The organism is Actinomyces oris (assembly GCF_006546825.1).
Taxonomy (GTDB): Bacteria; Actinomycetota; Actinomycetes; order Actinomycetales; family Actinomycetaceae; genus Actinomyces; species Actinomyces oris.
This window is the reverse complement of the sequence record NZ_VICC01000006.1, coordinates 584,423-611,080: the sequence shown is the minus strand read 5'-3', so window position 1 is coordinate 611,080 and position 26,658 is coordinate 584,423. Positions and strand designations below refer to the sequence as shown.

22 protein-coding genes and 1 riboswitch are annotated in these 26,658 nt (G+C 70.3%); of the genes, 5 read left to right on the top strand and 17 right to left on the bottom strand.

Features of this window, described 5'->3' with window-relative positions; all coding sequences use genetic code 11:
- The first annotated feature begins 190 nt into the window (after positions 1-190).
- The 5 genes from FK267_RS10055 to holA all read left to right on the top strand — a co-directional run bounded on the left by FK267_RS10055 (position 191) and on the right by holA (position 6,111).
- The gene (locus FK267_RS10055; RefSeq protein WP_070512558.1) at positions 191-1,447 is read left to right on the top strand and encodes a glycosyltransferase; all 1,257 of its coding nucleotides are present in this window, start codon (positions 191-193) and stop codon (positions 1,445-1,447) included.
- A 69-nt stretch (positions 1,448-1,516) separates the two neighbouring features.
- Positions 1,517-2,392, top strand: coding sequence for a DegV family protein (locus FK267_RS10050; protein ID WP_141407081.1), 876 nt, complete (start codon positions 1,517-1,519; stop codon positions 2,390-2,392).
- Positions 2,393-2,549: 157 nt separating this feature from the next.
- Positions 2,550-3,323, top strand: a complete 774-nt coding sequence (locus tag FK267_RS10045) for a ComEA family DNA-binding protein (protein WP_141407199.1) — start codon at positions 2,550-2,552, stop codon at positions 3,321-3,323.
- Positions 3,320-5,212, top strand: coding sequence for a ComEC/Rec2 family competence protein (locus FK267_RS10040; protein WP_141407080.1), 1,893 nt, complete (start codon positions 3,320-3,322; stop codon positions 5,210-5,212). Before FK267_RS10045 ends, FK267_RS10040 begins: the two co-directional genes overlap by 4 nt.
- Positions 5,209-6,111 carry a DNA polymerase III subunit delta gene (gene holA / locus FK267_RS10035; protein WP_232622604.1) on the top strand — a complete coding sequence of 301 codons (903 nt, stop codon included), beginning with the start codon at positions 5,209-5,211 and terminating at the stop codon, positions 6,109-6,111. Before FK267_RS10040 ends, holA begins: the two co-directional genes overlap by 4 nt.
- Before the next feature lie 7 nt (positions 6,112-6,118).
- On the opposite strand, the gene ribH is transcribed toward holA, so the two are convergent.
- The 17 genes from ribH to FK267_RS09950 form a co-directional block, all read right to left on the bottom strand.
- Entirely contained in the window at positions 6,119-6,592 is a 474-nt protein-coding gene (gene ribH / locus FK267_RS10030) for a 6,7-dimethyl-8-ribityllumazine synthase (protein ID WP_141407079.1), read from the bottom strand.
- Complete coding sequence (locus FK267_RS10025) at positions 6,589-7,920, bottom strand: bifunctional 3,4-dihydroxy-2-butanone-4-phosphate synthase/GTP cyclohydrolase II (RefSeq protein WP_141407078.1); 1,332 nt, start codon at positions 7,918-7,920, stop codon at positions 6,589-6,591. Before FK267_RS10025 ends, ribH begins: the two co-directional genes overlap by 4 nt.
- Positions 7,914-8,573 carry a riboflavin synthase gene (locus tag FK267_RS10020; RefSeq protein ID WP_141407077.1) on the bottom strand — a complete coding sequence of 220 codons (660 nt, stop codon included), beginning with the start codon at positions 8,571-8,573 and terminating at the stop codon, positions 7,914-7,916. The genes FK267_RS10025 and FK267_RS10020 overlap by 7 nt, the downstream gene beginning before the upstream one ends.
- A complete protein-coding gene (gene ribD, locus FK267_RS10015) occupies positions 8,573-9,661 on the bottom strand; it encodes a bifunctional diaminohydroxyphosphoribosylaminopyrimidine deaminase/5-amino-6-(5-phosphoribosylamino)uracil reductase RibD (RefSeq protein ID WP_141407076.1) in 1,089 nt (362 codons plus the stop codon). Before ribD ends, FK267_RS10020 begins: the two co-directional genes overlap by 1 nt.
- Before the next feature lie 86 nt (positions 9,662-9,747).
- Positions 9,748-9,877, bottom strand: a riboswitch (FMN riboswitch).
- Between the two features lie 131 nt (positions 9,878-10,008).
- On the bottom strand, positions 10,009-11,496 hold the full coding sequence (locus FK267_RS10010; protein WP_141407075.1) for a DUF1846 domain-containing protein: 1,488 nt from the start codon (positions 11,494-11,496) through the stop codon (positions 10,009-10,011).
- A 107-nt stretch (positions 11,497-11,603) separates the two neighbouring features.
- On the bottom strand, positions 11,604-11,864 hold the full coding sequence (gene rpsT / locus FK267_RS10005; protein ID WP_009396927.1) for a 30S ribosomal protein S20: 261 nt from the start codon (positions 11,862-11,864) through the stop codon (positions 11,604-11,606).
- A 240-nt stretch (positions 11,865-12,104) separates the two neighbouring features.
- Entirely contained in the window at positions 12,105-12,758 is a 654-nt protein-coding gene (locus FK267_RS10000) for a type II toxin-antitoxin system PemK/MazF family toxin (RefSeq protein WP_141407074.1), read from the bottom strand.
- A 167-nt stretch (positions 12,759-12,925) separates the two neighbouring features.
- A complete protein-coding gene (locus tag FK267_RS09995; RefSeq protein ID WP_141407073.1) occupies positions 12,926-14,437 on the bottom strand; it encodes a hypothetical protein in 1,512 nt (503 codons plus the stop codon).
- Positions 14,438-14,639: 202 nt separating this feature from the next.
- A complete protein-coding gene (locus FK267_RS09990) occupies positions 14,640-16,217 on the bottom strand; it encodes a hypothetical protein (RefSeq protein WP_141407072.1) in 1,578 nt (525 codons plus the stop codon).
- A 144-nt stretch (positions 16,218-16,361) separates the two neighbouring features.
- Positions 16,362-17,030 (bottom strand): hypothetical protein, encoded by a 669-nt coding sequence (locus FK267_RS09985; RefSeq protein ID WP_075378190.1) that lies wholly within the window; start codon positions 17,028-17,030, stop codon positions 16,362-16,364.
- Between the two features lie 126 nt (positions 17,031-17,156).
- Positions 17,157-18,032 carry a tryptophan synthase subunit alpha gene (gene trpA / locus FK267_RS09980; protein ID WP_141407071.1) on the bottom strand — a complete coding sequence of 292 codons (876 nt, stop codon included), beginning with the start codon at positions 18,030-18,032 and terminating at the stop codon, positions 17,157-17,159.
- Position 18,033: 1 nt separating this feature from the next.
- Complete coding sequence (trpB, locus tag FK267_RS09975; RefSeq protein ID WP_141407070.1) at positions 18,034-20,301, bottom strand: tryptophan synthase subunit beta; 2,268 nt, start codon at positions 20,299-20,301, stop codon at positions 18,034-18,036.
- A 9-nt stretch (positions 20,302-20,310) separates the two neighbouring features.
- Positions 20,311-21,399: an anthranilate phosphoribosyltransferase gene (gene trpD / locus FK267_RS09970; protein ID WP_141407069.1), complete on the bottom strand. Its 1,089-nt coding sequence runs from the start codon at positions 21,397-21,399 to the stop codon at positions 20,311-20,313.
- Positions 21,400-21,512: 113 nt separating this feature from the next.
- Entirely contained in the window at positions 21,513-22,220 is a 708-nt protein-coding gene (locus tag FK267_RS09965) for an anthranilate synthase component II (protein WP_198498160.1), read from the bottom strand.
- Positions 22,221-22,223: 3 nt separating this feature from the next.
- Positions 22,224-24,017: an anthranilate synthase component 1 gene (locus tag FK267_RS09960; RefSeq protein ID WP_141407068.1), complete on the bottom strand. Its 1,794-nt coding sequence runs from the start codon at positions 24,015-24,017 to the stop codon at positions 22,224-22,226.
- Between the two features lie 274 nt (positions 24,018-24,291).
- Positions 24,292-25,881 carry a S8 family peptidase gene (locus tag FK267_RS09955; protein ID WP_141407067.1) on the bottom strand — a complete coding sequence of 530 codons (1,590 nt, stop codon included), beginning with the start codon at positions 25,879-25,881 and terminating at the stop codon, positions 24,292-24,294.
- A gap of 148 nt (positions 25,882-26,029) precedes the next feature.
- On the bottom strand, positions 26,030-26,518 hold the full coding sequence (locus tag FK267_RS09950) for a VTT domain-containing protein (RefSeq protein ID WP_075378184.1): 489 nt from the start codon (positions 26,516-26,518) through the stop codon (positions 26,030-26,032).
- Between the last annotated feature and the right edge of the window lie 140 nt (positions 26,519-26,658).

Below are 26,658 nucleotides of genomic sequence, written 5' to 3'. Positions count from 1 at the left end.
GAGAGAAGCAGGAGCCCGGCTAACAAGGTACCCTCGGGCCTCAATGGCGTTGAGATAGTACGTCTGATCCCGCACCTGCCCGCCCCAGTGCCGCGAGGTTTACACGCCCCATGCTGCCCCCTGCGTCGTCGTTTCCGAAAGAACCGCCCCTGACGGGCCGGCTGCTGGTGCACCCGAACCACAGGAACAGGTGAACGCTGTGCGGATCGCCTTCTTCATTGACGACTACCTGCCCTCCGTCCACGGCGTGGCAACCTCCACAGCCACCTTCCGTGCCGCCCTGGAGCGCATGGGACACGAGGTCTACGTGGTGGCCCCCAAGGCCGAGGGCTATGAGGAGACCGACGACCACGTCATCCGCCTGTCCTCCTCGCGCTACTACGTCTTCGACAGCCGCGAGGTCGCCACCATCTATCCGGGCCTGGCCCGGCGCTTCGACGCTTACGACTTCGACATCGTCCACAGCCAGACCCAGTTCAGCCTGGGGGTCCTGGCGCACTGGGTGGCCAAGCGCCAGAACATCCCCCACGTCACCACCATCCACACCCTCTACACCGAGCTCATCGACGACTACCCGCTGGCCGTGCTCTCGGGCCTGCTGGCCCTGTCCGTCGCCTTCCCCGTGGCGCTCAAGTCGCAGCCTGTCCTGCCGCGCGTTCACCGGGAGACCATCAAGCACCTCAACAAGCGCGACATGAAGACGGCCCTGTCCCGTCAGGGGTGGCGCCTGACGGCGGCCTTCGCCAACAAGTGCGACGCTTGCCTGTCGCCCTCCCAGCACCTGGCCCGGATCCTCATCGACGACGGCGGACTGACCACCCCCTGCATGGTGCTGCCCAACGGGCTGGACTCCACCCGCTACCGCAGTGCCCGCGCGGCCGACTCACCGATCCCCAAGGCCCCCGGCGAGAAGATCATCATCTGCGTGGCCCGCCTCAGCCCGGAGAAGCGGCAGATGACGCTCGTTGAGGCCATGCCCCACCTGTCCGGCCTGCCGGTCAAGCTGGTGCTCGTGGGCCCGGGCCCCTCCCAGGAGGAGCTGGGGCGGCGAGCCGAGGAGCTCGGGGTGGCTGACCGGGTGATCCTGACCGGCAAGTGCTCGCCGGAGGAGGTCGCCGTCCTGCTCAAGCAGGCCGACGTTTTCTCCCTGGCCTCCTACCACTTCGACAACCAGCCCATGGTGTTCCTGGAGGCCGCTGCCTGCGGGCTGCCGATCGTCTACTGCGACGAGCGGATGACCGAGTGCCTCACCGAGCGCAACGCGATTCTCACCGACGGCATCGAGGGGGAGGACTTCGCCCGGGTCTTCGCCTCCCTGCTGTCCGACGACGCCCGGCTCGCCGCGCTGTCCGAGGGGGCCCTGGAGGTGGCTCAGCAGTTCGACTCCGAGACGATGACCAGGCGGCTCATCAACCTCTACGAGGATCTCCTGGTCTCGTATCGCTGACGGCCGGCCCTGGAGAGCAGCCGTGGCGCCTTGCCGGTCAGTGGGCGGCTTGCCGATAAGGTATGCGGCATGTCGCTCGCCGTCGTCACCGACTCCGCCGCCTGCCTGACGGAGCCCCTGCTGCGTGAGCGCGCGATCGAGGTGGTGCCGCTGCACGCCATCCCCGCTGACAACGGTGAGTCCGCCACCACCTCACGGCCCAGTGTCCAGGAGCTGGTGGACGCCTACCGGCGTGCGGCCAGCAGGGCCGAGGAGGTCCTGGCCATCCACATCTCCTCGGCCCTGTCCGGCACCGTGGACAACGCCCGCATCGCCGCCGCCCAGCTCGAGGCCGAGTACCGGGACCAGCCCAACGGCCCGGGCCCGAGCGCGGGGCGCCGACGCCCGCAGTGGCTGCGCGTGGTCGACTCCGGCACCAGCTCCGGCGCCCTGGGGCTCGCGGTACTGGCAGCCTCCGGCGCCCACGACGCCCGTCGCGGCGCCGCCCTGGCTCAGGCCAGCACCGCCCGCTCCTGCCAGCTCTTCGTCGTCGACGACCTGGGACGCCTGGCCCGCTCGGGAAGGATCGACCGCACCACGGCCCGCCTGGACGGTGTCCTGGGAATCCGCCCGGTCCTGGCCCTGACCCGCGACGGAATCCGGACGCTGGAGACCGTGCGCGGAGCGGCCCGCGCCAGGCGCCACCTCATCGCGCAGGCCGTCCGCGTCGCCGGCGGGACCGTCCTGTCCGGCCCCAGGCACCCCGCAGACCCGGTGCGCCTGGTCATTCAAGGCGACGACGCCTCCAAGCTGGCACTGCTCGAGACCGATCTGCGCCAGGCCATGGAGGAGGCAGGAGCCAAGGTCTCCGAGGTCCTCCCCCTCCCGGTCGACGAGGCGACGAGCACCCACGTGGGCCCCGGCGCCCTCGGCATCGCCGTCGCCCCGGACCTGAAGACCCATTGAGCCAGGCCTGACGACGCGGCCCGGTTGCCACAGGCCGCCAGGCGCCAGTGCTCTCCACAGGGCAGACGGCCTCACCATGCGCCCCATGGGTCCGGTCCCTACCGTCGAGGACATGGGAGCCAGACGGAGCGACGCGCACAGGTCCCTGGACGACCTTGTGCGTCTGGCCTGCTCAACCGACCCCGAGGAGCCGGTGCGCCGGCCACGTCGCCTCGCGATCGCGCCCCGGGCGGCGATCATCGCCGGCTCCGCCCTCCTCATCCTGGCTCTCGCCCTGGCCCTGAGAGCCGTGCTGGTCTCCGCCGGCACCGGCGGCCACGAGGCTCCGGCCGCAGCGGCAGGGGCATCGGCTCCAATGCGGCCCCCACCCACAGGGGCGGCCGCGAGTCCAGCCATGAAACCGGCCATGGTGCCGACCACGGGACCGGCAGCAGGACCAGGTGGCTTGAGCACGACATCGGGCAGCGTCGTCGTCCACGTCACCGGGGCGGTGAGCAGGCCGGGGGTGGTGACCCTACCTCCGGGAAGCCGCGTCACCGACGCCATCAACGCCGTCGGAGGAGCCAGCGCGGAGGCAGACACCCAGCAGCTCAACCTCGCCCGGGTCCTGATCGACGGCGAGCAGATCCGGGTCCCGCGCATCGGCGAGGTCCTGCCCGATCCTGCACCCCAAACCGGTGGGGACGCCGCCTCCGGTGCGCGAACCGCCCCGGGAAAGTCCGGCGACGGCGGCGCATCCGGGACGATCAACATCAACACGGCCTCCGCAACCGACTTGGAGAAGCTGCCCGGAATCGGCCCGGCCCTGGCCCAACGCATCGTTGAGTACCGCGACTCCCACGGGCCCTTCGCCAGCGTTGACGCCCTCACCGACGTCCCCGGCATCGGCAAGGCCAAGCTCGAGGGCCTGCGAGAACAGGCCACCGTATGAACGAGGACCACGGGGGCAATGGTGGGGGCAGTCCCAGGGCCCCCTGGGACGACCCCGCGCTGTATGCGCACCTGCGCCAGGAGCAGGAGCGCAACCGGTACCCAGACGGAGGTCAGCACGCCACCTCCTCCAAGGCCCCCGAGGCCCTCGACCTGCGCCTGCTCGCCCCAGTGCTGGCCTGCTGGGCCGGCGCCGGGTGGGCCGTTGGACGTGAGGCGGCAGACGCCTGGAGGCAGGTCCTGCTCCTGGCCTCCGGGTGCACCGCCCTGGCTGCGCTGCTCGTGGTTCTTGTCCTGCGCTTCCGGCCACCGCGCCACCGGGCCGACCCGCGTCCCGGCGCCCCCGAGCACGACCCCGGAGCGATGGGGACCCTCAGCGCCAGCCTGCTCGTGTGCGCCCTGTGCGCCGCGACGGTCCTGACCATCAGCGCCGTCCACCTGTGGGCCCGCCAGCGCGACCCGCTGACCGCGGCAGTGGCCACTGGGCAGCCGGTCACCCTCATCGGCACCGTCTCCCAGCAGCCGCGAGTCTCAGCCACCAGCCGCTCCACCCTGGTCATCACCACCCTCGACGTCGAGCAAGTGGACACGCGGGCCTCCACCCTGAGCGCCACCGTCCTGGGCGACACGCAGTGGCTGAGCCTGCCCATGGGGACCCGCGTCCGCGTGCGCACGCGCCTGAGGCCCACCGAGCCCGGCCGCGCCGAGGCGGCCATCATCCCCAAGCGCACCGGTCTGACCGTCCTTGGCCCACCGAGCGGGATACTCGGGGCCGTCACCTCCGTCCGCGCCGGTCTCGCCCAGGCCGTCGGCGCCCCGGGCATCGGGGCCCCGGTCGCCGCAGGAGCGGGGGAGGAGACAGGTCTCTGGCCGCCGGGAGCCCGCAGCCTCGTACCCGGTGTCGCCCTGGGCGACGACCACGCCCTGCCGGCCCCGTTGCGCGAGGACATGCGCACCGTCTCCATGACGCACCTGACCGCCGTCTCCGGGCAGCACGTCGCCATCATCCTGGGACTGGGCCTGGAAGCCCTCGGGGCGCTGCCCCGGCGGTGGCGGGCACTGCTCGGCGCAGTCATGCTCACCCTCCTCGTCATCCTGGTGCGCCCCTCAGGCTCCGTGCTGCGCGCCGCCACCATGGGGGCCGTCATGCTGCTGGGCGTCGTTGCCGGCAGACGCGCCGCCTCCGTGCCCGCCCTGTGCGCCGGAGCCATCGTCCTGCTGCTCATCGACCCCTGGCAGTCCCGCGACTACGGCTTCGCACTGTCCGTGGCGGCCACCGCCGGGATCGTCATCGGCTCCAAGCCAGTCGCGGCCCACCTCTCACGCCGCCTGCCCAGGTGGCTGGCCACCGCCGTGGCCCTGCCGCTGGTGGCCCAGGCTGCCTGCGGGCCGATCCTCATCCTCCTTCAGCCCTCGGTGGGGGCCTGGTCGGTGCCCGCCAACCTGCTCAGTGAACCGGCCGCCGTCATCGCCACCATCAGCGGGCTCCTGGCGGCGCTGATCGCACCGGCCTGGCCCGCGGCCGCCACCGTCACCGCCTGGCCGGCGCTCGCGGCCTGCTCCTGGATGGTGCTCGTCGCCGGCTTCTTCGCCCACCTGCCCGGCGCCGCCCTGCCCTGGCCTGGCGGCCTCGCGGGCGCCCTGGCACTGGGGGCCTGTGAGATCGGGGTCCTGATCCTGGTGGCTCCCCGCGCCCGCCGCGCCCTGCTGGAGAAAGCCGGGCGGTTGACGCGGCCTGCTCGTGGCAGGCTTGCCCCATGGCAGCGACCCGCACCCCCCGCTCCCGGGGCCCGCGCAAGGCACCGGCTGGACTGCGCTGGGACCAGGCCCAGCTGGCGCCGATCGTCCTCATCCGCGCCGGCGAGGAGGTCCTCGCCGACCGAGCGGTGAGGAGCCTCCTGGCGCTGGCCAAGGCCAAGGACCCCACCACCGAGATCACGCGCCTGGAGGCCGCCACCTACGAGCCCCACCAGCTCGACACCCTCGTGTCGCCCTCCCTGTTCGGTGAGCCCCGGCTCGTCTACGTCCCCGCGCTGGAGCAGATGACTGACGCCCTGCTGAGCGACCTCATCGCCTACGTGGGCGCCGCCGACCCCGAGGTCAGCGTCATCCTGCGCCACAACGGGGGCCAGCGGGGCAAGCGCCTGCTGGACGCCATCAAGGCCTCGCCCTACCCGACCATTCAGTGCGAGGCCGTCAAGAGCGCCAAGGACAAGTCCTCCCTGGTCGTGGCCGACGTGCGCCGCGCCGGACGAAGCATCGCCCCCGAGGCCGTCGGTGCCCTCGTCGACGCCCTGGGCAGCGACCTGCGCGAGCTGTGCTCCGCCGTCGACCAGCTCCTCGCCGACACCCAGGGCACCATCAGCGTCGACCACGTGCGCACCTACTACGCCGGGCGCATCGAGGCCACCGGCTTCACCGTGGCCGACGCCGCCGCGGCCGGCAACACCCCGGCCGCCATCACGGCCCTGCGCCACGCCGTGGCCACCGGCACCGACCCGGTGGCCATCGTCGCGGCCCTGGCCATGAAGGTGCGCCAGCTCGCCCGGGTCGCGGCCGCCGGGGGCAGACGCATGAGCCCCGCCGAGCTGGGCATGGCCCCCTGGCAGGTGGACCGGGCCCGCCGCGAGCTCCAGGGCTGGTCCGACGACGCCCTGGCCACCTCGATCCTGGCCGTGGCCCGGGCCGACGCCGAGGCCAAGGGGGCCAGCCGCGACCCCGTCTACGCCGTCGAGCGGGCGGTCCTGACGATCTGCAACGCCCGCCGCGCCGGCAGTCGCCGGCGCTGAGTCGTTCTCAGCCCCGCATGGCGGCCAGCGTGAGCGCCGTGGACATCGCCGCGCACGCCGCCTCGTAGCCCTTGTCCTCCTGCGATCCCGGTCCTCCGCAGCGGGCCAGTGCCTGGGCCTCGTCGTCGCAGGTGAGCACGCCGAAGCCCACCGGCACCCCGGTGTCCAGCGCCACCCGGCTCAGCCCGTCGGTCGCGGCCCGGCACACGTAGTCGAAGTGCGGGGTGCCGCCGCGGATGACGACGCCCAGCGCGACGACCGCCTCGGCACCGCCCCGGGCGGCGGCCGCGGCGAGGACCGGTAGCTCGAAGGAGCCCACCGCCCGGACGACGCTCGCCTGGGCTCCGGCCTCCTCGACGGCGCGCAGCGCCCCGGCGACCAGGCCCCCCATGATGCGCTCGTGCCACTGGGCGGCCACGACTGTCACCCTCATGCCCCGTGCGTGAGGTGCGCTCTGCTCAGGTGCCCCGGATCCGCTCATCGTTCCTCTCCTTCGTTGTGGTCGCTCGTGTGCCAGGTGTCGTCGTCGGCCCTCGTCTCACCGGGAGGTGAGTCCGTGTCGGCCCCGGTGCGGTCGAGCCCGCTGAGCAGATGGCCCATGCGGTCGCGCTTGGTGCGCAGGTAGTCGAGGTTCTCCCCGTTGGCGAAGGTCGGTGTCGGCGTCATGGAGCGGACACCGACGCCGTAGCGCTCCAGGCCGGCCACCTTGTCCGGGTTGTTCGTCATGAGCTCGACCGAGCGCACTCCCAGATGCCGCAGCACCTGGGCGGCGGTGGCGTAGCTGCGGGCGTCGGCCGGCAGCCCCAGCGCGACGTTGGCGTCGAGGGTGTCCATACCCTCCTCCTGCAGCGCGTAGGCGCGGAGCTTGTCGATGAGCCCGATGCCGCGCCCCTCATGGTCGGAGGCGTAGACGAGGACCCCGCGGCCACGGGCACTGATCGCCTCCATGGCGGCGCGCAGCTGCGGCCCGCAGTCACAGCGCAGGGAGGACAGGACGTCGCCGGTCAGGCAGGCGGAGTGGACTCGGGTGAGGACCTCCTCGCCGTCAGCGATGCGGCCGCACACCAGTGCGAGGTACTCGGTGCCGTCAACCCTGCTGCGCAGGGCGTGGGCGGTGAACTCCCCGTGCGCGGTGGGCAGGTGCGCCGAGACGACCTCCTCGACGAGCTCCTCGTGCAGCCACCGGTAGCGCTCCAGGTCACTGATCGAGATCATGGGCATGGCGTGGGCGTCGGCGAGCTCACGCAGCTGGTGCCGCCGCGCCATGGTGCCGTCGTCGTTGATGACCTCCACGAGGACCCCCACGGGCCGGTTGCCCGACAGGCGCATGAGGTCAACGGCGGCCTCCGTGTGACCGCGGCGCGTGAGGATCCCGCCCTCGCGCGCCCGCAGGGGGAAGACGTGGCCGGGGCGGACGAGGTCGTCGGGAGCTGAGCCCGGGTCCGCCAGGACGCGGACGGTGCGAGCCCGGTCGGCGGCGCTCACACCCGTGGTGATGCCGGTGCGGGCGTCGGCGCTCAGGGTGAAGGCCGTCCTCTTGGGATCGGTGTTGTGCTCGGTCATCATGGGGATGCCCAGGCGGTCGAGTTCCTGGCCCGCCATGGGTGCGCAGATGATGCCGGTCGAGTGCCGGATCGCGAAGGCCAGTTGCTCGGTCGTGGCGCTCTGCGCGGGCAGGATGAGGTCCCCCTCGTTCTCCCGGCTCTCATCGTCGACGACGATGACCGTCCGGCCCTCGCGCAGGGCGGCGAGAGCGTCCTCGACGCGGTCCATGCGCGTGCCCGGGGATGCGCTCCTGGTGCTCAGCATGCCTGCTGCCCCTCCTGGCTCGGGCGGGCGCCCAGAAGACGCTCGGCGTACTTGGCCATGACGTCGACTTCGAGGTTGACCCGTTCTCCGGGTCGCCTCGAGCCCAGGGTCGTGCGTCGCAGCGTCTCGGGAATGAGCCCGACGCTGAGCGATGCCCCCGCACCCGGCACAGGGGCGACGTCGAGGGTGCTGGGGGCGTCGACGACGTCGACGACTGTCAGCGACACCCCGTCGAGGGCGACCGATCCCTTGACGGCCACGTAACGGGCGATCTCCTGCGGCAGGCCGATGCGTAGGAGGTCCCAGTGCTCACCGCGGTGGTGGTCGAGGACCTCGGCGGTGGCATCGACGTGCCCCTGGACGATGTGCCCGCCGAGCCGGTCACTGGCGCGCAGGGCGCGCTCGAGGTTGACCGGGTCTCCCGGCGCCTGAGAGCCCAGGGTGGTGCGCGTGAGAGTCTCGGCCATGAGGTCGGCGGTGAAGGTGCTCCCGTGCACGGCGGTGACCGTCAGGCAGCACCCGTTGACGCTGACGGAGTCGCCCAGGCTCACGTCCTGGGTGACGGTGGGCGCCTCGACCGTCAGCCGGGCGCTGTCCTCGACGGTCTCGAGCCGGACGACGCGTCCGAGCTCCTCGACGATTCCGGTGAACATCAGTGACTCTCCTCGGTGTGGATGTGGGCAGTGGGAACGTCGTCGGCCTCCAGATCACCGCAGAAGCGGACGGCGAGCTCGTCACCTGCGCCGAGGACCTCGACGCGGGGGTGACTCAGCCTCAGGGCATCGCTGATCGTCGCCGCCCCGAAGTCGGCGAGGGCGGCCGCTCCCGCGCCCAGAAGCGTGGGGGCCGTGTAGGCGATGACCTGGTCGACGAGACCGGCGCGCAGGAATGCGGTCGCGAGGGTCGGGCCTCCTTCGAGCAGGACATGGCGGATCTCGCGCCCGGCGAGGACGGCCAGGACGGCGCGCGGATCGTGGTCGGGCAGGAGGAGGTAGTGATCGTCGGCGAGCACCCTGGAGGTGGGAGGCAGGCTCCTGGAGCCGACGACGACGCGCAGCGGCTGGAGGTGGGCCGGCGCGTGCTGACCCGCCTCATCGCGGACGGTGAGGGCGGGGTCGTCGGCGAGGGCGGTGCCGGTGCCCACCATGATGGCGTCGCACTGGCGGCGCAGGCGGTGGGCGTCGTGGCGGGCCGCCACCGGGGTGATCCACTGGCTGGTGCCGTCAGCAGCGGCGATACGGCCGTCGAGGGTGGCGGCGAGCTTCCACGTCACCATGGGGCGCCCGCGGGTCACGGCCAGGAGCCACGGGCGGTTGAGACGCGCGGCCTCCTGGGCGCACAGCCCGCGCCGTACCCGCACGCCGGCGGCCTCCAGCGCCGCCGCGCCGCCCCCGGCCTGCTCGGTCGGGTCGTCCTGGGCGTAGATGACCTCGGCCACGCCGGCGTCGAGGAGCGCCTGGACGCACGGGCCGGTGCGGCCCTGGTGGTTGCACGGTTCGAGGGTGACCAGGACGCTCGCTCCTCGGGCGGAGGCGCCCGTCGCGGCGAGGTTCGCCAGTGCGTCGACCTCGGCGTGGGCGCTGCCGGCGCCACGGTGATGGCCCTCGGCGAGGACGTCGCCGTCGGGGGAGAGGATGACGCAGCCGACCCGGGGGTTGGGGCCGGGCGGGGCGTCGGGGGAGGCCGCGGCCCGTAGGGCGCGCTGCATCGCGGCCGTCTGCACGGTGGTGAACGAGGTCATCCGGTCCTCTCCCTCGGGTGCGCTGGGGAGAGACACCGCCATGGTCGACCGCCGGGTGCACGGCAGCGGGCGAGGCATGGTGTGTCCCGTGTGCGCTTCCCATCCGGACTCTCACCGTCGGTCCAGGAGTTCCACCTGGTCAGCCGGTCGCTGGATGCGACCGGGTCGCGGACTGTCACCGCCGGTTCGGACTTTCACCGACCCCAGAGCACACGAGCTCATCTCGTTGGGGAGAATGTACCGCGCGCGAGTGCGTTCAGTCACCTCTGCGCACCTATGTGACCATCCACACCTCGGCAGGGTGTCCGGGTGCGGGCGCACCGCAGGAGGGTGGCCCGCACCGGGCCTCACTTCTTGCGGTACAGGGACTTAGTGGCGTAGACGGGCTCGTTGGTGACCTGGACTCCCAGGGCGCGGAAGATGCCCTCGTCCACCGAGCCCAGGATCGTGGAGGTGTGAACGTCGCAGCCCCGCAGCGTCTCGAGCTGGTCGAGAGCCTTGCGGGCGTTGTCATCCCCGTTGGCGGACACGGCCAGGGCGATGAGCACCTCGTCGGTGTGCAGGCGCGGGTTGCGGCTTCCCAGCCTCTGGGTCTTGAGCTTCTGGATGGGTTCGATGGAGGCCGGGGCCAGCAGGTTGACGTCATCATCGATCCCGGCCAGGAGCTTGAGAGCGTTGAGCAGCATCGCCGAGGAGCACCCCAGCAGGGCGGAGGTCTTGCCCGTCACGATGCGCCCGTCGGGCAGCTCGATCGCCGAGGCCGGCTCGCCGGTGGCCTCAGCCACCTCCAGTGTGGGCCGCACGACAGGGCGGTCCTCCTTGCTCACCCCCACCTTGGCCATGAGCAGCGCGATCCGCTGGGACTGGACGGGGGCGATGACCTCGCGCTTCTCGGTCACCAGGGCCCGGTAGTAGCGGCGGATGATCTCCTGGCAGGCGGCCTGCCGGCAGGCATCATCATCGCTGATGCAGTTGCCGGCCATGTTGACACCCATGTCCGTAGGAGAGGCGTAGGGCGAGGAGCCCAGGATCTCCTCGAACAGGCGGCTCAGGACCGGGAAGACCTCGACGTCGCGGTTGTAGTTGACGGTCTGGACGCCGTGGGCCGCCAGGTGGAAGGGGTCGATCATGTTGACGTCGTCGAGGTCGGCGGTGGCGGCCTCGTAGGCGATGTTGACCGGGTGGTCCAGGGGCAGGTTCCAGATCGGGAAGGTCTCGAACTTCGCGTAGCCCGAGGAGATGCCCCGCTGGTGGTCGTGGTAGATCTGGGACAGGCAGGTGGCCATCTTGCCGCTGCCCGGGCCGGGGGCGGTGACGACCACGAGGTCCCGCCTGGTCTCGATGTACTCGTTGCGCCCGTAGCCCTCCGCCGAGACGATGCGGGCGACGTCACCGGGGTAGCCGGGGATGGGGAAGTGGCGGTAGACGGTGATGCCCAGCGCCTCGAGCTTGCGCTTGAAGTCCTGGGCCTGGCGGTTGTCATCAGTCCACTGGGTCACGACGACGCTGCCCACGTAGAGCCCGTAGCTGCGGAAGGCGTCGATGTGGCGCAGCAGGTCGTCCTCGTAGGGGATGCCCAGGTCCGCGCGGACCTTGTTGCGGGCGAGGTGCTTGGCGTTGACCGCCATGACGATCTCGACCTCGTCGGCCAGCTCGGCGAGCATGACGATCTTGTTGTCCGGGGTGAAGCCCGGCAGCACGCGCGAGGCGTGCATGTCGTCGATGAGCTTGCCGCCGAACTCTAGATAGAGCTTGCCGCCGAACTGGGCGCGGCGCTCCGCGATGTGGCTGGACTGCATCCGCAGGTACTTGTCGCGGTCGAATCCGATGCGCAATGGGCTCTCCTTGAAGCGGTCTGATGAACGGGTGAAGGTGATGGGAAAAAGGGGAGGGCGCCTCCCCGGTGGGAGGCGCCCTTCAGATGCTCACTGCTGCGGTGGCCTCAGAGGGAGGCGACGCGCTTGGCGAGCTTGGACTTGCGGTTGGCGGCCTGGTTCTTGTGGATGACGCCCTTGGAGACGGCCTTGTCCAGCTTGCGGGAGGCGGCCTTGAGGTGCTCGAGCGCGGCGTCCTTGTCGCCGGCCTCGACGGCCTCGCGCACGCGGCGCACGTAGGTCTTGAGCTCGGACTTGACGGACTTGTTGCGCAGGCGGGCCTTCTCGTTGGTCTTGATGCGCTTGATCTGGGACTTGATGTTCGCCACGGTGAAACTTTCTCGCGTCTGATTGGTCAATGGCCGGAGAGAGGGTTCGCGCCACGGGTTGACATGAGGTGGTGGGGCACCTGGCTGACCCGGTCGCCGGACCCCGCAGCCGGCCAGGCCAGAGGTCCAGTAGGCGACTGTATCATTCAGGATCCCCATGCCCCCAGGCACGAAGCGGCCTCCAGGCGTGAGGTGCATCGCCCCACGAGCCTCCGCGACCAGGCGGTGCTGCGGAGGCGATCAGGAGTGGTGGTGGCGCAGGGCGGCCACGACGCCGTCGAAGACCTCGCGGTTCATCGTGGCCCCCTCGCGGCGCACGGAGGTCGGCTCCACCAGGAGCAGGCGGTCCAGGCGCACCTCACTGGGACGGTCCTGCCGGTCCCAGTCGCCAGTGCCGACGTCGTACCAGAAGCGGCCCCAGCGCGCCTCCTGGGCGGCGTCGCGGTCGTGGTCCTTGCTCGTCATCTGGGCCACGACCAGGCGGCTCTCGTGGCGAGCCAAAACCAGGACGGGCCGGTCTTTGCCCTGAGCGGGATCCTCCTCGAAGGGAACCCAGGCCCACACCACCTCACCGGGGTCGGCGTCGCCGTCCGGGTCGGGGGAGTAGCTGAAGTCGGGCAGCCCCAGGGCGGAGACGTCGTAGACGCTGACGCCTCGCGACGAGGGGGCTGTCGCACCCGCCCCGGCATCGCTGTCATGGGAGCGGGGCCGGGTCGGTGCCGGCTTCGCCGCCGATGACTTGGGGGCGCGGGACTGCACGGTCTCGGCCGAACCGGATGGCCTGCTCTCCGACGTGCCGGACGGCGTCGAGGACTTCTGGGAAAGGGCGTCGCTGACGGCGTCGGAGGCAGCGCGTCCGAGCAGGGTGAGGATCCGGTTGAGAAGGCTGGCCATGGGCGTCACCCTACCGCCGGGCGGGACGCGCCGGCTGCCGCAGGCTCACGACGGCGACCAGCGCCACCGGTGGTCCTGCTCCCTCATGCGGGAGGGGAGGATCACTGGTGGCGCTGGCGAATGGGGTGATGGTGCGGTGCGCCCGCAAGTCTCACGTCGTGGAGGTACTAGTTCCCAGTACGCGTCACGGGGGTGCAGAGCGTGTGGGTCCCGGCCTCGGTGCCGCCGTAGCTGCCGGCGACGTCGATCTGCATGGTCAGTCCCTGGGAGGGGTCCTGGGGGTTGCAGGTGGCCAGGGCATTCCAGGTGTCAGCGGTGACCGCCTCGGCGTTGACCTGGTAGGTGCTGGTGAAGGTCATCGTGGCTGATGAGTTGGCATCCAGGCTGTTACTGGTGGGCAGGGGCATGGAGCCGTCATCCTGGAGGACGTAGTTGTTCGGGCCGACCCACCGCGGGGTGCCGGTACCCGTGACGCTCTTGAGGGTGAAACCGGAGGGGATCCGGGGGCGCAGGACGATATCGGAGCTGCTTCCCCCGGCGTCGGTGGTGTTGGTGAAGGTGATGGTGTAGCCGACCTCGACCTCGTAGGTGCCGGTGGGGGCGGCCTCGACCAGGAGATCCGTGGGATGAGTCTCCACCTCAACCACCGGCCGGTCCTTGGTGTAGTCACTGGAGAAGGTCTGGTTGCCGGTGGTCAGCGCGGCTTTGACCCGGTTGCGCCCCACGACGCCGGTCAGGTCGACCTGGCAGGTGATCTCCTTGCCCTGGGGGACCTTCGCTGTACCGCTGGAGACGGAGAGGTTCTCGGCCGGTCCCGTGGCGGAGACGACCTTGCCTCCGAAGGCGGTCAGGTCGCAGGTCAGGGCGGTCACCTGGGCCTGTCCTCTGGACCGGGAGGCGGAGATGGTGAAGTCGGACAGGGGCGTGGTGGAGTCGTTCCTCGCCGTCATGGTGAAGCGGGAGGTGTCCTTGGCGGCGCCGTCAACCGCTACCTCCTTGGTGGACACGGTGGCGTGAGCCTCGCTGGCGGCCGGCTTGTTCGCCGTGACAGTGGGCCGAAGAACCGCGTTGCGCGTCGAGACCTCGATCGTGGGCGCGAAATGGTAGCTGCGCGCGTCCGCACCGGGAGCCGCCACCGTGGTCCCCAGGTCCAGGTCGAAGTAGCTGCTCTTGTCCCAGTAGGTGTAGAAGTTAACCTCATAGGTCAGGCTCAGGTGCTCAGGAGTGCAGGAAACGGCTCTGACCGAGCCGATGGACTCGTTCAGCAGTGGGTTGTACAGCTCGGAGATGGAGCTCAGCTCGGATTCCGCCTCCAAGGCCGGGGGCTCGCCGCCGCCGTTGTCGATGTAGAAGGAGCTCGTCCCGGTCACCTCGTCACCGCTCTGGGAGGGGCAGGACCAGGTCCACTGGCCCGGCACGGAGTCGGCCTCAATGGTGACATTCGTGGAGCTCTTCGGGGCGATGGTCGATGGAATGCGAACCCTCCAGCTCAGGCAGCCATTGGCATTGCCGGAGCCGTGGCAGCCGACGCCGGCCGTGTGGTAAAGCCCCTCCACAGTGATGTCGGTATCAGCGGAGGCTGGGGCTGCGACGGCTGCGGCGGCGAGCAGGGGAAGAGCCAGGGCGATGCGCAGGAGGCGCCGCCAGGGACGAGAGGGTGGGGAGGATGGGAAGTGCATGAGCATGCCTTTCAGTGAGGTGAATGGAGTAAGGAACGAATCGCGTCTTCAACGGGCTGCTGGGGAGGGTGAATTCGGGGTGGCGGAGTGCTTCTTACTGTGTTGATTCCCGTTGTGGGAGAAAGCCATATGAAGGTCGGATAGGCGAGGTGCTCACCTATCCGACCTTCATCCAGGCGGGCTGATCGACCTGAGCTCGTGCTCAGTTCTTCGTGCGCGTCACGACGGTGCAGGCCGAGTAGGTGCCGGGCTCAACCCCGTCGCTGCCGACGACGTCGATCTGAGTGGTCAGTCCCTTGGAGGGGTCCTTGGGATCGCAGGTGCTCAGGGCCTTCCAGGTCTCCTCGGTGACCGCCGCGGCATTGACCTCGTAGAAGGAGGTGAAGGTCATCATGGTCGACGAGTGGGCGTACAGGGTGTCGCCTGTGGACAGGGGCATGGAGCCATCGGGCTGGAGCGCGTAGTCGTCCGGGCTGATCCACCACGGGACACCACTGCCCCACACGTACTTGAGGGTGAAGCCGGCCGGGACCGGGGGATGCAGGACGATATTGGAGGTCTGTCCCACGGCGTCGGTGTTGTTGGTGAAGGTGACGCTGTAGCCGACCTCGACCTCGTAGGTGCCGGTGGGGGCGGCCTCGACCAGGAGATCCGTGGGATGAGTCTCCACCTCAACCACCGGCCGGTCCTTGGTGTAGTCACTGGAGAAGGTCTGTCCGCCGGTGGTGAGGGCGGCCTTGACCGTGTTGCGTCCCGTGACGCCGCTCAGGTCGACCTGGCAGGTGATCTCCTTGCCCTGGGGGACCTTCGCTGTACCGCTGGAGACGGAGAGGTTCTCGGCCGGTCCCGTGGCGGAGACGACCTTGCCTCCGAAAGACGTCAGGTCGCAGGTCAGGGCGGTCACCTGGGCCTGTCCTCTGGTCCGGGAGGCGGAGATGGTGAAGTCGGACAGGGGTGTGGTGGAGTCGTTCCTCGCCGTCATGGTGAAGCGGGAGGTGTCCTTGGCGGCGCCGTCAACCGCTACCTCCTTGGTGGACACGGTGGCGTGAGCCGCGCTGGCAGCCGGCTTCTTGGCTGTCGCGTTGGGCGTGAGAACCAGGCTGCCCGTGGAGGTCGTGATCTTCGGGCTGAAGGTGTAGCTGCGTGCGTCCGCGCCGGGCGCCACCACCGTGGTCCCCAGGTCCAGGTCGAGATAGGAGCTCTGGTCCCGGGCGGCGCCGAAGTTGACCTCATAGGTCAGGCTCAGGTGCTCAGGGGTACAGGAAGCGGCTGTGACCGAGCCGGCGCTGTCCCCGTGCTGGTTGTAGTACAGGTGGTCGAAGAAACCCAGGCCGGAGTCGGCCAGCTTCGAAACGGGCTCGCCCTTGCCACCGTCGATGTAGAAGGCACTGGTCCCGGCCACCCTGTCACCGTCCGGAGAGGGACAGGACCAGGTCCACTGACCCGGCACGGAGTCGGCCTCAATGGTGACGGTGGTCGATGAGTTCGGGGCGATGGTCGAGGGGACTCGCACACCCCAGCTCAGGCAGCCCTCAGCACTGTCGGAGCCGTGACAGCCGGCGCCGGCGGGATGATAGCGCCCCTCCACGGTGATTCCTGGGCTCGGGGCGGCGGTTGGGGCGGCTGCGCTCACCGGAGCGGCGACGGCACCGACGGTGAGCAGGGGAAGAGCCATGGCGACGCCCAGGAGGCGTCGCCGCAGCCCAGCGGGAAGAGAAGGTGGGGTGTGCACGAGCACGCCTTTCTCCGAGGGGATCGGGAAGGGAACCAATTGCCTCATTAATATATCGTCAAGAAGGACATTATCAAAAGGTTGGAATACTCCCCACGTGCGATCTATTTCCCGTTAGGGATGGCGAAGACGAAGGTCGGGTAGGCGACGACTTTCGCCTACCCGACCTTCGTCCTTCTGTCTTCCGTGCCTCTAACGGGGCACTGCGTTCTCAGCAGGCTTCTTCACGGTTGCTGTGATCTTCTGAGGGGTGTTGTCTGCGGAGGTCGTGACGGTCGGTGAGAAGGAGTAGGTGTGCTCGCCCGATCCCGGGGTCACCGTGGTCGTTCCAAAGCTCAGATCGAGGTACGAGCCCTCCGAGCGCACCAGGTAATCGATCTTGTAGGTGATGCTCAGATGCTCCGGGGTGCACGTGATGGCGTCGACCTGTCCGGCGCTGTCCCCGTATATTCCGTAATAGAGATGCGCGAAGTATCTGAGGTCTGACTCGCTCAGCTTCCTGGTCCCATTTCCGGTCGGGGAGTCGTAGAACGATGCCGTACCGGCGACCCGGTCGCTCGCGAGGCAGTTCCACACCCACTGACCGGGGGCGGAGTCGGCCTCAATGGTGACGGTGAGGTCCTTCTTCGGTGCGATGGTCGAGGGGACGCGCAGGCCCCAGGTGAGGCAGTCGGCGCTGGTGTCCGAACCCTGGCAGCCGGTGCCGCTCGAGTTGTAGATTCCGGAGGCGATGACGCTCTCCGTGCCGGGGGCGGCCTGTGCCGGCGAGGTGAGTAGGCCGGCGACGAGTAGGGGAAGGGCTGCGGCGACGCCGGTGAAGCGTCGCCAGGATGAAGCTGGTCGTCGTTGTCGCAGATGCATGAGCAACCTCTTTTCCGGGGTAGCCGGGACGGAAATGACTGCCCAGTTAATATAACGTGGTGCGCGTCACTCGTAAAGAGGGGTTACTGCCCCTGACTCTCAGCCATCACCCTGCAGGTGACCGGTTCAGTGCGGGCGCGTGGCCTCCTTCATCGTGGCGGTGAAGGTGACCAGGTCACTGCGCAGCGCTCCGAGCGCGTAGTGGCGGCGCTCCTCATGACCGCCTGCGCCGTTGCTGGCGGAGGTCGCCGCCACGATCTCGGGGGCGTAGCGCTCCACGATCTTGACCGTGGCCGATCCACTGATGGCGCCGTCGGCACCGGCTGCGATGGCCTCGGCGACCTGCTCGGGCGTGGAGATGCCGAAGCCCAGCATCACTGGTGCGGCGGCGTCGGCGCGCAGGCGTTCCACCGACTCGGCGAGCCCCACGGTGGAGGAGGCCCGCTCGGTGCCGGTCACCCCCACCCGGGAGACGGCGTAGACGTAACCGCGTGAGGCCGCCGCCACTGCGTCCAGAGTCTCGGCCGCGGCCGACGGCGGGGCGATGTAGACGGCGTCGACACCGGCCTCCTCGGCGGCCCGGCTGAAGGGGGCCGACTCGCGGATCGGGACGTCGGGCAGCAGCACCGAGTCGATGCCGGCCTGCGCGCACTCGGAGTAGAAGCGCTCCAGGCCCATGGCGAAGGGCACGTTGCCGTAGATGAGCATGCCGATGGGCAGCCACGGGTGGCGCCGGCGCACCCGCCGAACCACCTCCAGGCAGTCCTGGAAACCCACATCCGCGGCCAGGGCCCGCACATGCGCCTTCTGGATCGTGGGGCCGTCGGCGACCGGGTCGGTGAAGGGCACACCGAGCTCGAGGGCGTCGGCTCCACCGGCGATGAGCGCCTCGATGACGGCCTCGCTGGTGTCCGGGTCGGGGTCACCGACCATGACGAAGGGGACGAAAGCGCCCTCACCGCGCTCCCTGAGGGCGGCGAACATCGCGGGATAACGACTCATCTCAGAACTCCTCATCCGGGCCGGCGTCCGGGCTGGTGCCCCTGGCGGCGTTCAGACCTGCGTATTCGGTGCGCTTGCCCATCTGCTCCACCATGCGCGAGGCCCTGGCCACGGCGCCGTCAGTGGAGAAGGAGCCGCCCAGCCTCGCCTGCACCTGGTCGAGATCCTTGTCCCCACGGCCCGACAGGCACACCAGCAGGATCGGGGGCTCCTCGCCGTCGGGCACCTGGCGGGCCATGGCCAGGGCCTGAGCCAGGGCGTGGGCCGACTCCACCGCGGGGATGATCCCCTCGTGGCGCGACAGCAGGCGGAATGCCTCGATCGCCTCGTCGTCACTGATGCCCACGTAGCGGGCCCGGCCGGTGTCCGACAGCCAGGCGTGCTCGGGACCCACACCCGGGTAGTCCAGGCCCGCCGACACCGAGAACGACTCCTCGACCTGCCCCTCCGAGGTCCGCATGAGATAGCTGCGCGCCCCGTGGAGGATCCCCACCAGCCCCTTGTTGATGGGGGCGCCGTGGCGGGACGTGTCCAGACCCTCACCGGCCGGCTCAACCCCGATGAGCTCGACCCCGGGGTCATCGATGAACTCTGCGAACATGCCAATCGCGTTGGAGCCACCGCCCACGCAGGCGATGACCGAGTCCGGCAGCCGCCCCGTCAGGCCCAGGACCTGGGCGCGGGCCTCCCGGGAGATGACCCGGTGGTACTCGCGCACGATCGTGGGGAAGGGGTGCGGGCCGGCAGCCGTGCCCAGCAGGTAGTGGGTGTCGGCGAAGGAGGCCGTCCAGTCGCGCAGCGCCTCGTTGACGGCGTCCTTGAGCGTGCCCGCACCACTGTCCACCGGGACCACCGTGGCGCCCATGAGCTCCATGCGCTCGACATTGGGCGCCTGACGCACGACGTCGGTGGCACCCATGTAGATGGTGCAGTCCAGACCCAGCAGGGCGCAGACCATGGCGGTGGCCGTCCCGTGCTGGCCGGCGCCGGTCTCGGCGATGATGCGCCGCTTACCCATCCGCTTGGCCAGGAGGGCCTGCCCCAGAACCTGGTTGCCCTTGTGAGCGCCACCATGGACCAGGTCCTCGCGCTTGAGCAGGATGCGGGCGTTGCCCTCCAACGGCAGGTTGCGCAGCTCGGTGACCGCCGTGGGACGCCCCAGGTAGCGGGTCATGAACGTCTCCAGCTCGGCGGCGAAGGCCGGATCGGCCTGGGCGTCGATGAAGGCGTCCTCGAGCTGGTCCAGGGCCGGGATGAGCAGCTCGGGCACGAACTGGCCCCCGTAGGGGCCGAAGAAGGCCGGCAGGCGCGGGTGGTGCCCCGTCTCCTGGCCGTCCCGGTCCAGGGTCGACGACGACGTGTCCTCACCCTGAGGCAGCGGTACCGCGGTGGCCAGCTCCCGCGCGGCCTCGGCCGGATCCGGGGCTCCGGACAGGGACGAGCCCACCAGGAGGGCGTCCACCAGGCCCGATAGGCGCCGCACGTCCTCGGGAGCGCCGACCCCCGACTCACCCACAAGCACCACCCCGGCCGGGGCCAGGGGAGCCATCTCCTCGGTGCGCGCCAGATCCGTGTCCAAGGTGCGCAGGTCGCGGTTGTTGATGCCGATGACCTCCGCCCCCAGGGCCGAGGCACGATGCATCTCCTGAGGCGTGGAGACCTCCGTGAGCACCTCCATGCCCAGGCTGTGAGCCAGCTCGGCCAGCTCGCGATAGACGTCGTCGGGCACCACCGAGAGCATGAGCAGGACCGCGTCCGCCCCCAGGCTGCGAGCCGCCAGCACCTGGACCTCATCGACGATGAAGTCCTTGCACAGGACGGGCACGTCCACCACCTCGCGCACAGCGGCCAGGTCGTCGAAGGAGCCGTTGAAACGATCGGGCTCGGTGAGCACTGAGACCGCGGCCGCGTAGGGCGCGTACTGGGCGGCCAGCGAGGCCGGGTCGTAGTTGGAGCGGATGGTGCCGCGTGAGGGCGAGGCCGCCTTGCACTCCATGATGAGGGCCGGCTGTGGGCTGCGGCCCTGGCCGCTACGGGTGCGCAGGGCGGCCGCGAAGGAGCGCTGGGAGTGCTCCAGGTCCTCGGCTCTCAGGTGCCCGAAACGGGCGCGCAGCTCATCAATGCGCTCGCGGCGTGCCTGGACGATCGAGTCCAGGACGGTGCCTGTGGCGATGAGACGCGCCTCGACCGGCTCACGGTGGGTGCGCTCGCCAGGGCCTGCGCCATCGGGTGACGCGGCGGGGACGGGGGCGGTGTCGGGGGTGGTCACGGCTTCTCCTCAGGCCGTCTCAGTGGCGAGGTCACTGGCTTTGGTCATGGACTCCAGGTGGCGGGCCACGCCACCGGAAAGGATCTGCTCCAAGGCCGCCGCAGTGCCGTCGGCGAGGCTGTCGGCCTGGCCGGTGAGGTACAGCAGGGCACCGGCATTGACGGCGATGGCGTCGCGGTGGGCGGGCCGTCCCTCGCCCGAGACGGCCTCGCGCAGCAGGCGGGCGTTGTCGGCCGGCTCCCCGCCCAGCAGGTCGGCCAGCTCGTAGGCGGGCACTCCCAGATCCGTGGGCGTGACCTCGTAGGCCCGCACCCCGTCGGGCGTCGCCTCACGCATGAGGGTGGGCCCGTGGACGGCGATCTCGTCCAGGCCCGAGCCGTGGACCACGAGCGCGCGCTCGCGCCCCAGCTGGACCATCGCCTCAGCGATCATGTCCAGCATGCCCGGGTCCCACACGCCCATGAGCTGGAAGGTCAGGTGGGCCGGGTTCACCAGCGGCCCCAGGACATTGAAAATCGTGGGTGTGGCCAGCGCCTTGCGCACCGGGGCAACATGCCGCATCGCCGGGTGGTAGGCCTGGGCGAACAGGAAGGTGAAGTGGTCACGGGCCAACAGCTCGACCGCGGTGGCCGGCTCCACATCCAGCGGCAGCCCCAGCTTGGCGATGACGTCGGCCGCCCCCGTCTTGGAGGACACGGCCCGGTTGCCGTGCTTGGCCACCGCGACCCCCATCGAGGCGGCCACCAGGCCCGCCCCCGTGGAGATGTTGATCGTGCCCACGCCGTCGCCCCCGGTGCCCACGACGTCCACCAGCGGGAAGGACACCGACGGGAAGTCCCGAGCCACCTGGCGGAAGGCGCTCGCGGCCCCGGCGACCTCCTGGGGCTCCTCACCACGGGTGTGCAGCGCCGCCAGCAGCGCCGCCGTCTCCACCTCGGACAGCTCGCCGGCGCCCAGGGCCGCGAAGACCGCGGAGGCCTGCTCGCGGCTCAGGCGCCGTCCCTGCACCACCTCTCGCAGCAGCTCGTGCGCCTCCTGCGCCGTGGCGGCAGGCGCGGCCTGCGCAGCGGCCGGGGCCGCGCTGTTGGTCTGACTCATCGGTCTGTAGCTCCTTCGCAGGTGGTTGAGGCTGGTCGAGCGCCCGGGGGTGATTCTGCCCGAACGGCGGCTCCGACGTCGGTATGTGCGGGCCGACGGGGCGCAGGTGTGGCTCAGGGGGTCCGGGCCAGGCCGGTGGTGACGGCCTTGAGCAGGGCCGGGCCCTGCGGGGTGAGGATCGACTCGGGGTGGAACTGCAGCCCGACCGCGGGCAGCGACCGGTGCCGGGCCGCCATGACGATGCCTCCGCTTGGGTCCTCATCTGTCGGGGTAGTCCGGGCAAGGCTGACAAGTGTCTCAGGAAGTGTGCGCGTGCCCAGGGAGTGGTAGCGGGCCACGTCCAGCGGACCGCCGTCGAGGACCGCGAAGGCCTCGTCCGCGCGTCCCGCCTCAGTGACCTCGAGGCGGTCGGAGCGGCCGTGGACCGGGCCGACCGGGGCGACCCGCCCGCCACAGGCCTCGACCAGGGCCTGGAACCCCAGGCAGATGCCCAGCGTGGGGATCGCCTCATCCAGGGCGGTGGCGATGAGGTCCATGAGGCAGCCCGACGTCGCCGGGTAGCCCGGCCCGGGGGACAGGCACAGGACCGGGCGCCGCCCTGCCTGGCGCTCGGCCTCGGTGGGCTCCAGGGCGGTGAGCACCCGGGAAGCCGGTACGTTGTTGCGGTAGACCTCGATCTGGGAGCCGAGGGTCGCGAACTGGTCGACGAGGTTGTAGACGAAGGAGTCGCGGTTGTCGAGCAGAACCACTCGAGCCGGTGCCGATGCCTCGGCACGACTCCCGGTGGCCTGCGCGGTGCTCTGGCTGCTGGTGAGGGGCATGGCTCAGGCCTCCTTGCTGGTCCGGCTGCCGGTCCGGCTGTCGGTTTGGCTGCTGGTCTGGTCGATGACGAGGGCGGCGCCCTGCGCGGCGGCGACCGCCTCCAGGACGGCGCGGGCCTTGTGGACGGTCTCGGCGGCCTCGGCGGCCGGGGAGGAGGCCGCCACGACACCGGCCCCGGCCTGGACCAGGGCGGTGCCGGCGGACACGAAGCCGGAGCGGATGACGATGCAGGTGTCCAGCTCCCCGTCACCGCGGATGTACCCCACCGAGCCGCCGTAGGAGCCGCGACGCACGCCCTCGGCCTGGCGGATGAGCTCGGCGGCCCGCAGCTTGGGGGCCCCGGTGAGGGTGCCCATCGTCATGGAGGCGCGGAAGGCGTCCAGGGCGTCGAGGTCCTCAGCCAGCTCGCCGGAGACCTCGGAGACCAGGTGCATCACCCGGCTGTAGCGGTCCACGCGCAGCAGGTCCTGCACACTGCGGGTGCCCGGACGGCTGACCCGGGCGACGTCGTTACGGGCCAGGTCCACGAGCATGACGTGCTCGGCGACCTCCTTGGCGTCGGTGCGCAGCTCCAGCTCCAAGCGGGTGTCTCGCTCATGGTCCACCGAGCCGTCGGGGTGCAGCCCGCGCGGCCGGGTCCCGGCGATGGGGCGGATGGCGACCCGGCCGCTGCGCACCGAGTACAGCAGCGCCGACTCCGGGGAGGCGCCGAAGAGCTCGAAGTCCGGGGCGGCCAGGTAGAACATGTAGGGGCTGGGGTTGGCGTGGCGCAGCACGTGGTAGGCGGCCAGCGCATCGGGGCAGTCAATGGTGAAGCCGCGCGAGGGCACCACCTGGTAGACGTCGCCGTCGGCGATGTATCCGCGCATCTCCTCCACGACCGCCTCGAAGTCGGCGTCGGAGACGGTGGGCACCGCGTGCAGGACGGGGGAGTCGGGGCCACCGGCCGGTGCCTCAATGGCTGTGTCGGCAGCTGCGTTGGCGGCTGTGTCGGCGCTGTCGGCCGGGTCCTCGATCCCGTCGATGGCAGCGGCCAACGCCTCCATGCGCCGCTCCAGGTCGGCGGCATCGACCGAGGCCCCCACCAGGGTCGCCTCCTGGGTGGGGTGGTCGACGACCAGGATGATGCGCGCGTCGTAGAAGAGGTAGTCCGGGCAGGTGTTGGCGCCCTGGGCCACCTCGGGCATGGACTCGAAGGTGGACAGGTAGTCGAAGGCGAAGGCCCCCGCCTCCAGCGGCAGGTGGGGGTGGTCGACCTCGGCCCGGGCCAGGAGGCGCAGCGGCTCGATCGTGGACAGGGCGGTGAGCCGCTCGCGCTCCTCGACGGTCGGGTCGTCGTCGCAGATCGTGGGCAGGGTCAGAGTCAGCCGGCCGGGGCGGCGGTCGGTGACGTGCTCGGCCAGCCCCGCCTCAAGACGCGCCAGAGCCGCCAGACCATCGGCCCCGGGGCCCCCTCCGTCGACGGCGTCCAGCGCCTCAGACATCACGGTTCCGCCCCAGCACGTCAGCCTGGCCGAGGCCTCCAGGACGGCGACCGTGGTACGGGAGGCCTTGGTCGTGATGTCGGCGCTCTCCAGCAAGACGCAGTCCACCGGGCGCACGGAGCCGCCCTGCGCGGCCGGGCCCGCAGTGGTGCGCAGCAGACCGGAGCGAGTCAGCTGCTCCAGCAGGGCACCTCCGTCGGCGTGGTAGCGCACTGAGCGTGTCAGCACAGTGGGTGAGACGGTGGGCGAGACGGCTGACGGTGCGGCCTCGGGGGCAGTTTCTGGCACGGAGTCTGGCACGGTGGGTGACATGGGGCCTCTTTCCTGAGATCGGGGTTCAGGCGGGCCTCTCACTCATGCGTCGGGCGGGCCCGCGGTGAGCGAGCCGGAAGGTCCTAACGCGTCAGGATGATGGCGGCTCGCCTTGAGGGGAGCCACCACCACTGGCGGTCACGGAACGCTGTCATGGCACCGAGGGTAGAACGAGGTCGTGACGTGACCAAATCGTCGGCCGGAGATGAGACGCCTGCCCGCACCTGTCGTGTGGTGTGCACAGGAATCGGTGCGGCTCAGGTGCTCGTCCGTGTCAGTTGCCCAGGCGGAGGGTTCTTCTACCGGAGGTGGCGCTGGGCTTGCTGCTGGGTTTGGCGCTCTTGCTGCTCGCCTCGGCGACGGCGGAGGCCGCGTTGACGATGCCGGCGCCGCAGGACTTCTGGTCGCACGTGGACAAGGGGGTGGCCGTGTTCTGCAGGATGGTGACGATCTCCGTGGTCTTCAGATTGGGGTTGGCGGACAGCATCAGCGCGATGGTGCCGGAGACGTGGGGAGCCGCCTGACTGGTGCCCACCATGTCGGAGTAGCCGATGCTCCGAGGCACTGTCGGCGACTCATCGGTCGTGGACAGGATCTTCGGGCTGTTCCTGTCGCTGTCTCCACCGGGGGCGGAGATCTCGACGGTGTCACCGTAGTTCGAGAAGGACGAGCGGGTCCCGGTGCTCGTCGTGGCACCGACGGTGATGACGTTCTCGCAGCTGGCAGGGGCGGCGTTTCTGGCGTCCTCATTATTGTTGCCGGCGGCCGCCACGACGATGGAGCCGCGTTCGACGGCAGCATTGATGGCCTTCTGGTAGAAGCGAGGGCAGACGCGGGCGCCGCCCAGGCTCAAGTTGAGGATCTGGGCGGGGTTCTTGTTGGTCGGTGCGCCGTTGACCTTGCCGCCCGAGGCCCAGGTGATGGCGTCGACGATATTGGCGCTCTCGCCACCGCAACGACCCAGGGCGCGGACGGGCACGATCTTGGCGTCCGGGGCGACACCTGCCACACCATCGCCGTTGTTCGTGCGCGCCGCAATGGTCCCGGCAACATGGGAGCCGTGCCAGGACGACGGCCGGCCCCTATCGGCTCCGTTCGGGGCGGGGCACTCACCCGGTTCGTTCCAGTCACCCTCGTCGTAGGGATCGGCGTCGTAGCCGTCGTTGTCACGGGCTCTCTCGGCGTCGGAGATGAAGTCGTAGCCGGGCAGGAGCTGACCCTCGAGGTCCGGGTGGTCGGTCAGGACGCCGTTATCGATGACGGCGACCGTGACGCCCTTGCCGGTGGACTGCGACCAGGCGTTGGTGGCGTTGATCCCGTAGGAGCCCGAGGTCATGTCCCACTGCTCGGAGAAGTAGGGGTCGTTGGGGACATTGCTGTCCTGGGTGGAGGTATTGCCCAGGGCGGTGACGTGCAGATCGGGCTCGACGGCCTCGATACCGTCGGCGGCCTCGAGCGTGGAGATGAACTCCTTGACCTGATCCACGGTGAGCTTGTCACTCAGCTTCACGGCAGCCGTGCTCATGGCGTGAGCGGTCACGCTCTCCAGCTTGACCGAGAACTTGCCCGCGGCGGCGGTCAGCGCCTCCTTGTCCTTGGCGGGCAGGGAGTTGAGGACGTTCTCTCCGTAGGCCTTCGCGGAGGCGATGACCTTGCCCGCCGCCGAGTTCTCGGCGTAAGAGATGATGAAGCGGTCACTGGGCTCGGTGACCTTCGCCGCGTTGCCGTGGGCCGAGGCCGATGCCGCAGCGGTGGCTTTGTGTCCGCCGAGGACTCCGGCGCGAACCAGGCCGACGGCGATGAGACAGACTGTCGCGACGGAGGCGACGACGATGAGCAGGACGCGTTTTCTGCTGAGGGTCATGGTGGGGAGGCTTTCGGTAGGGACGTCTCGGGACAGGAAGTGCACAGGAACCCCGAATGCGACGATTCTGGCATGAGACGGCGGAAAACTCCCACCGGTGAGTGTGGGGAGGCCTCCCCAGCGGGTTCTGGGGACGGAGCTGCCCGGGTCAGACGCGCTCGCGGCGCCCGCCGCCCCGGCCTGCGCGCATGACCCGACTGCGGCGAATGACCACGGCGAGCGCCAGGGCCGTGAGCATCAGGAGGCAGATGAGACGCCCTGTCGGCCCGGTGAGCCAGGCCGTCAGGATTGCCATGCCGATAGTCGTGTAGACGGCGGCCCAGGCGATCGCCCCGGCGGCCGTGGCCGCCACGTAGCGGCGCAGCGGCATGCGGGCCACTCCCGCGGAGAGCTGGATGACGCTCTGGATGCCGACGGTCAGGAAGGACACCGGCACGGCCAGCACGCCCCAGCGCGCCGACCACGCCTGGGCGCGGGCGTACACGGGGGACTCGAGCAGCGAGACCCACCGGGTGCGCGCGGTCCCCGCCGTGATGCCCCGGCCGATCCAGTACATGGTGTGCGAACGCATCATGGCCAGACACCAGAAGAACAGGAAGACCCAGGGATAGGGCAGGGAGTGGATCCGTTCCAGCATGCGAGGAAGGCTAACCTAAGTCGATCGGTGCCCGGTGGCGGGCTCGCCTATGCCCGTGCTTACGCCTGCGCCCGCGGGAGGCATGGGGAACCGGCGCGTGGCCGCACCTCACACTGTGGGTTGGCCCGGCGGGCTGGGGC

Coding starts and splice junctions, on each gene's coding strand:
- FK267_RS10025 (WP_141407078.1), bottom strand. CDS start 7,920: ATGCTGAGCACCAGGAGCGCATCCCCGGGCACGCGCATGGACCGCGTC.
- ribH (WP_141407079.1), bottom strand. CDS start 6,592: ATGAGCGGATCCGGGGCACCTGAGCAGAGCGCACCTCACGCACGGGGC.
- ribD (WP_141407076.1), bottom strand. CDS start 9,661: ATGACCTCGTTCACCACCGTGCAGACGGCCGCGATGCAGCGCGCCCTA.
- FK267_RS09995 (WP_141407073.1), bottom strand. CDS start 14,437: ATGCACTTCCCATCCTCCCCACCCTCTCGTCCCTGGCGGCGCCTCCTG.
- FK267_RS09985 (WP_075378190.1), bottom strand. CDS start 17,030: ATGCATCTGCGACAACGACGACCAGCTTCATCCTGGCGACGCTTCACC.
- trpD (WP_141407069.1), bottom strand. CDS start 21,399: ATGAGTCAGACCAACAGCGCGGCCCCGGCCGCTGCGCAGGCCGCGCCT.
- FK267_RS10000 (WP_141407074.1), bottom strand. CDS start 12,758: ATGGCCAGCCTTCTCAACCGGATCCTCACCCTGCTCGGACGCGCTGCC.
- FK267_RS09965 (WP_198498160.1), bottom strand. CDS start 22,220: ATGCCCCTCACCAGCAGCCAGAGCACCGCGCAGGCCACCGGGAGTCGT.
- trpA (WP_141407071.1), bottom strand. CDS start 18,032: ATGAGTCGTTATCCCGCGATGTTCGCCGCCCTCAGGGAGCGCGGTGAG.
- FK267_RS09955 (WP_141407067.1), bottom strand. CDS start 25,881: ATGACCCTCAGCAGAAAACGCGTCCTGCTCATCGTCGTCGCCTCCGTC.
- FK267_RS09990 (WP_141407072.1), bottom strand. CDS start 16,217: ATGAGGCAATTGGTTCCCTTCCCGATCCCCTCGGAGAAAGGCGTGCTC.
- FK267_RS10040 (WP_141407080.1), top strand. CDS start 3,320: ATGAACGAGGACCACGGGGGCAATGGTGGGGGCAGTCCCAGGGCCCCC.
- FK267_RS10050 (WP_141407081.1), top strand. CDS start 1,517: ATGTCGCTCGCCGTCGTCACCGACTCCGCCGCCTGCCTGACGGAGCCC.
- FK267_RS10020 (WP_141407077.1), bottom strand. CDS start 8,573: ATGTTCACCGGAATCGTCGAGGAGCTCGGACGCGTCGTCCGGCTCGAG.
- FK267_RS09950 (WP_075378184.1), bottom strand. CDS start 26,518: ATGCTGGAACGGATCCACTCCCTGCCCTATCCCTGGGTCTTCCTGTTC.
- FK267_RS09960 (WP_141407068.1), bottom strand. CDS start 24,017: ATGTCACCCACCGTGCCAGACTCCGTGCCAGAAACTGCCCCCGAGGCC.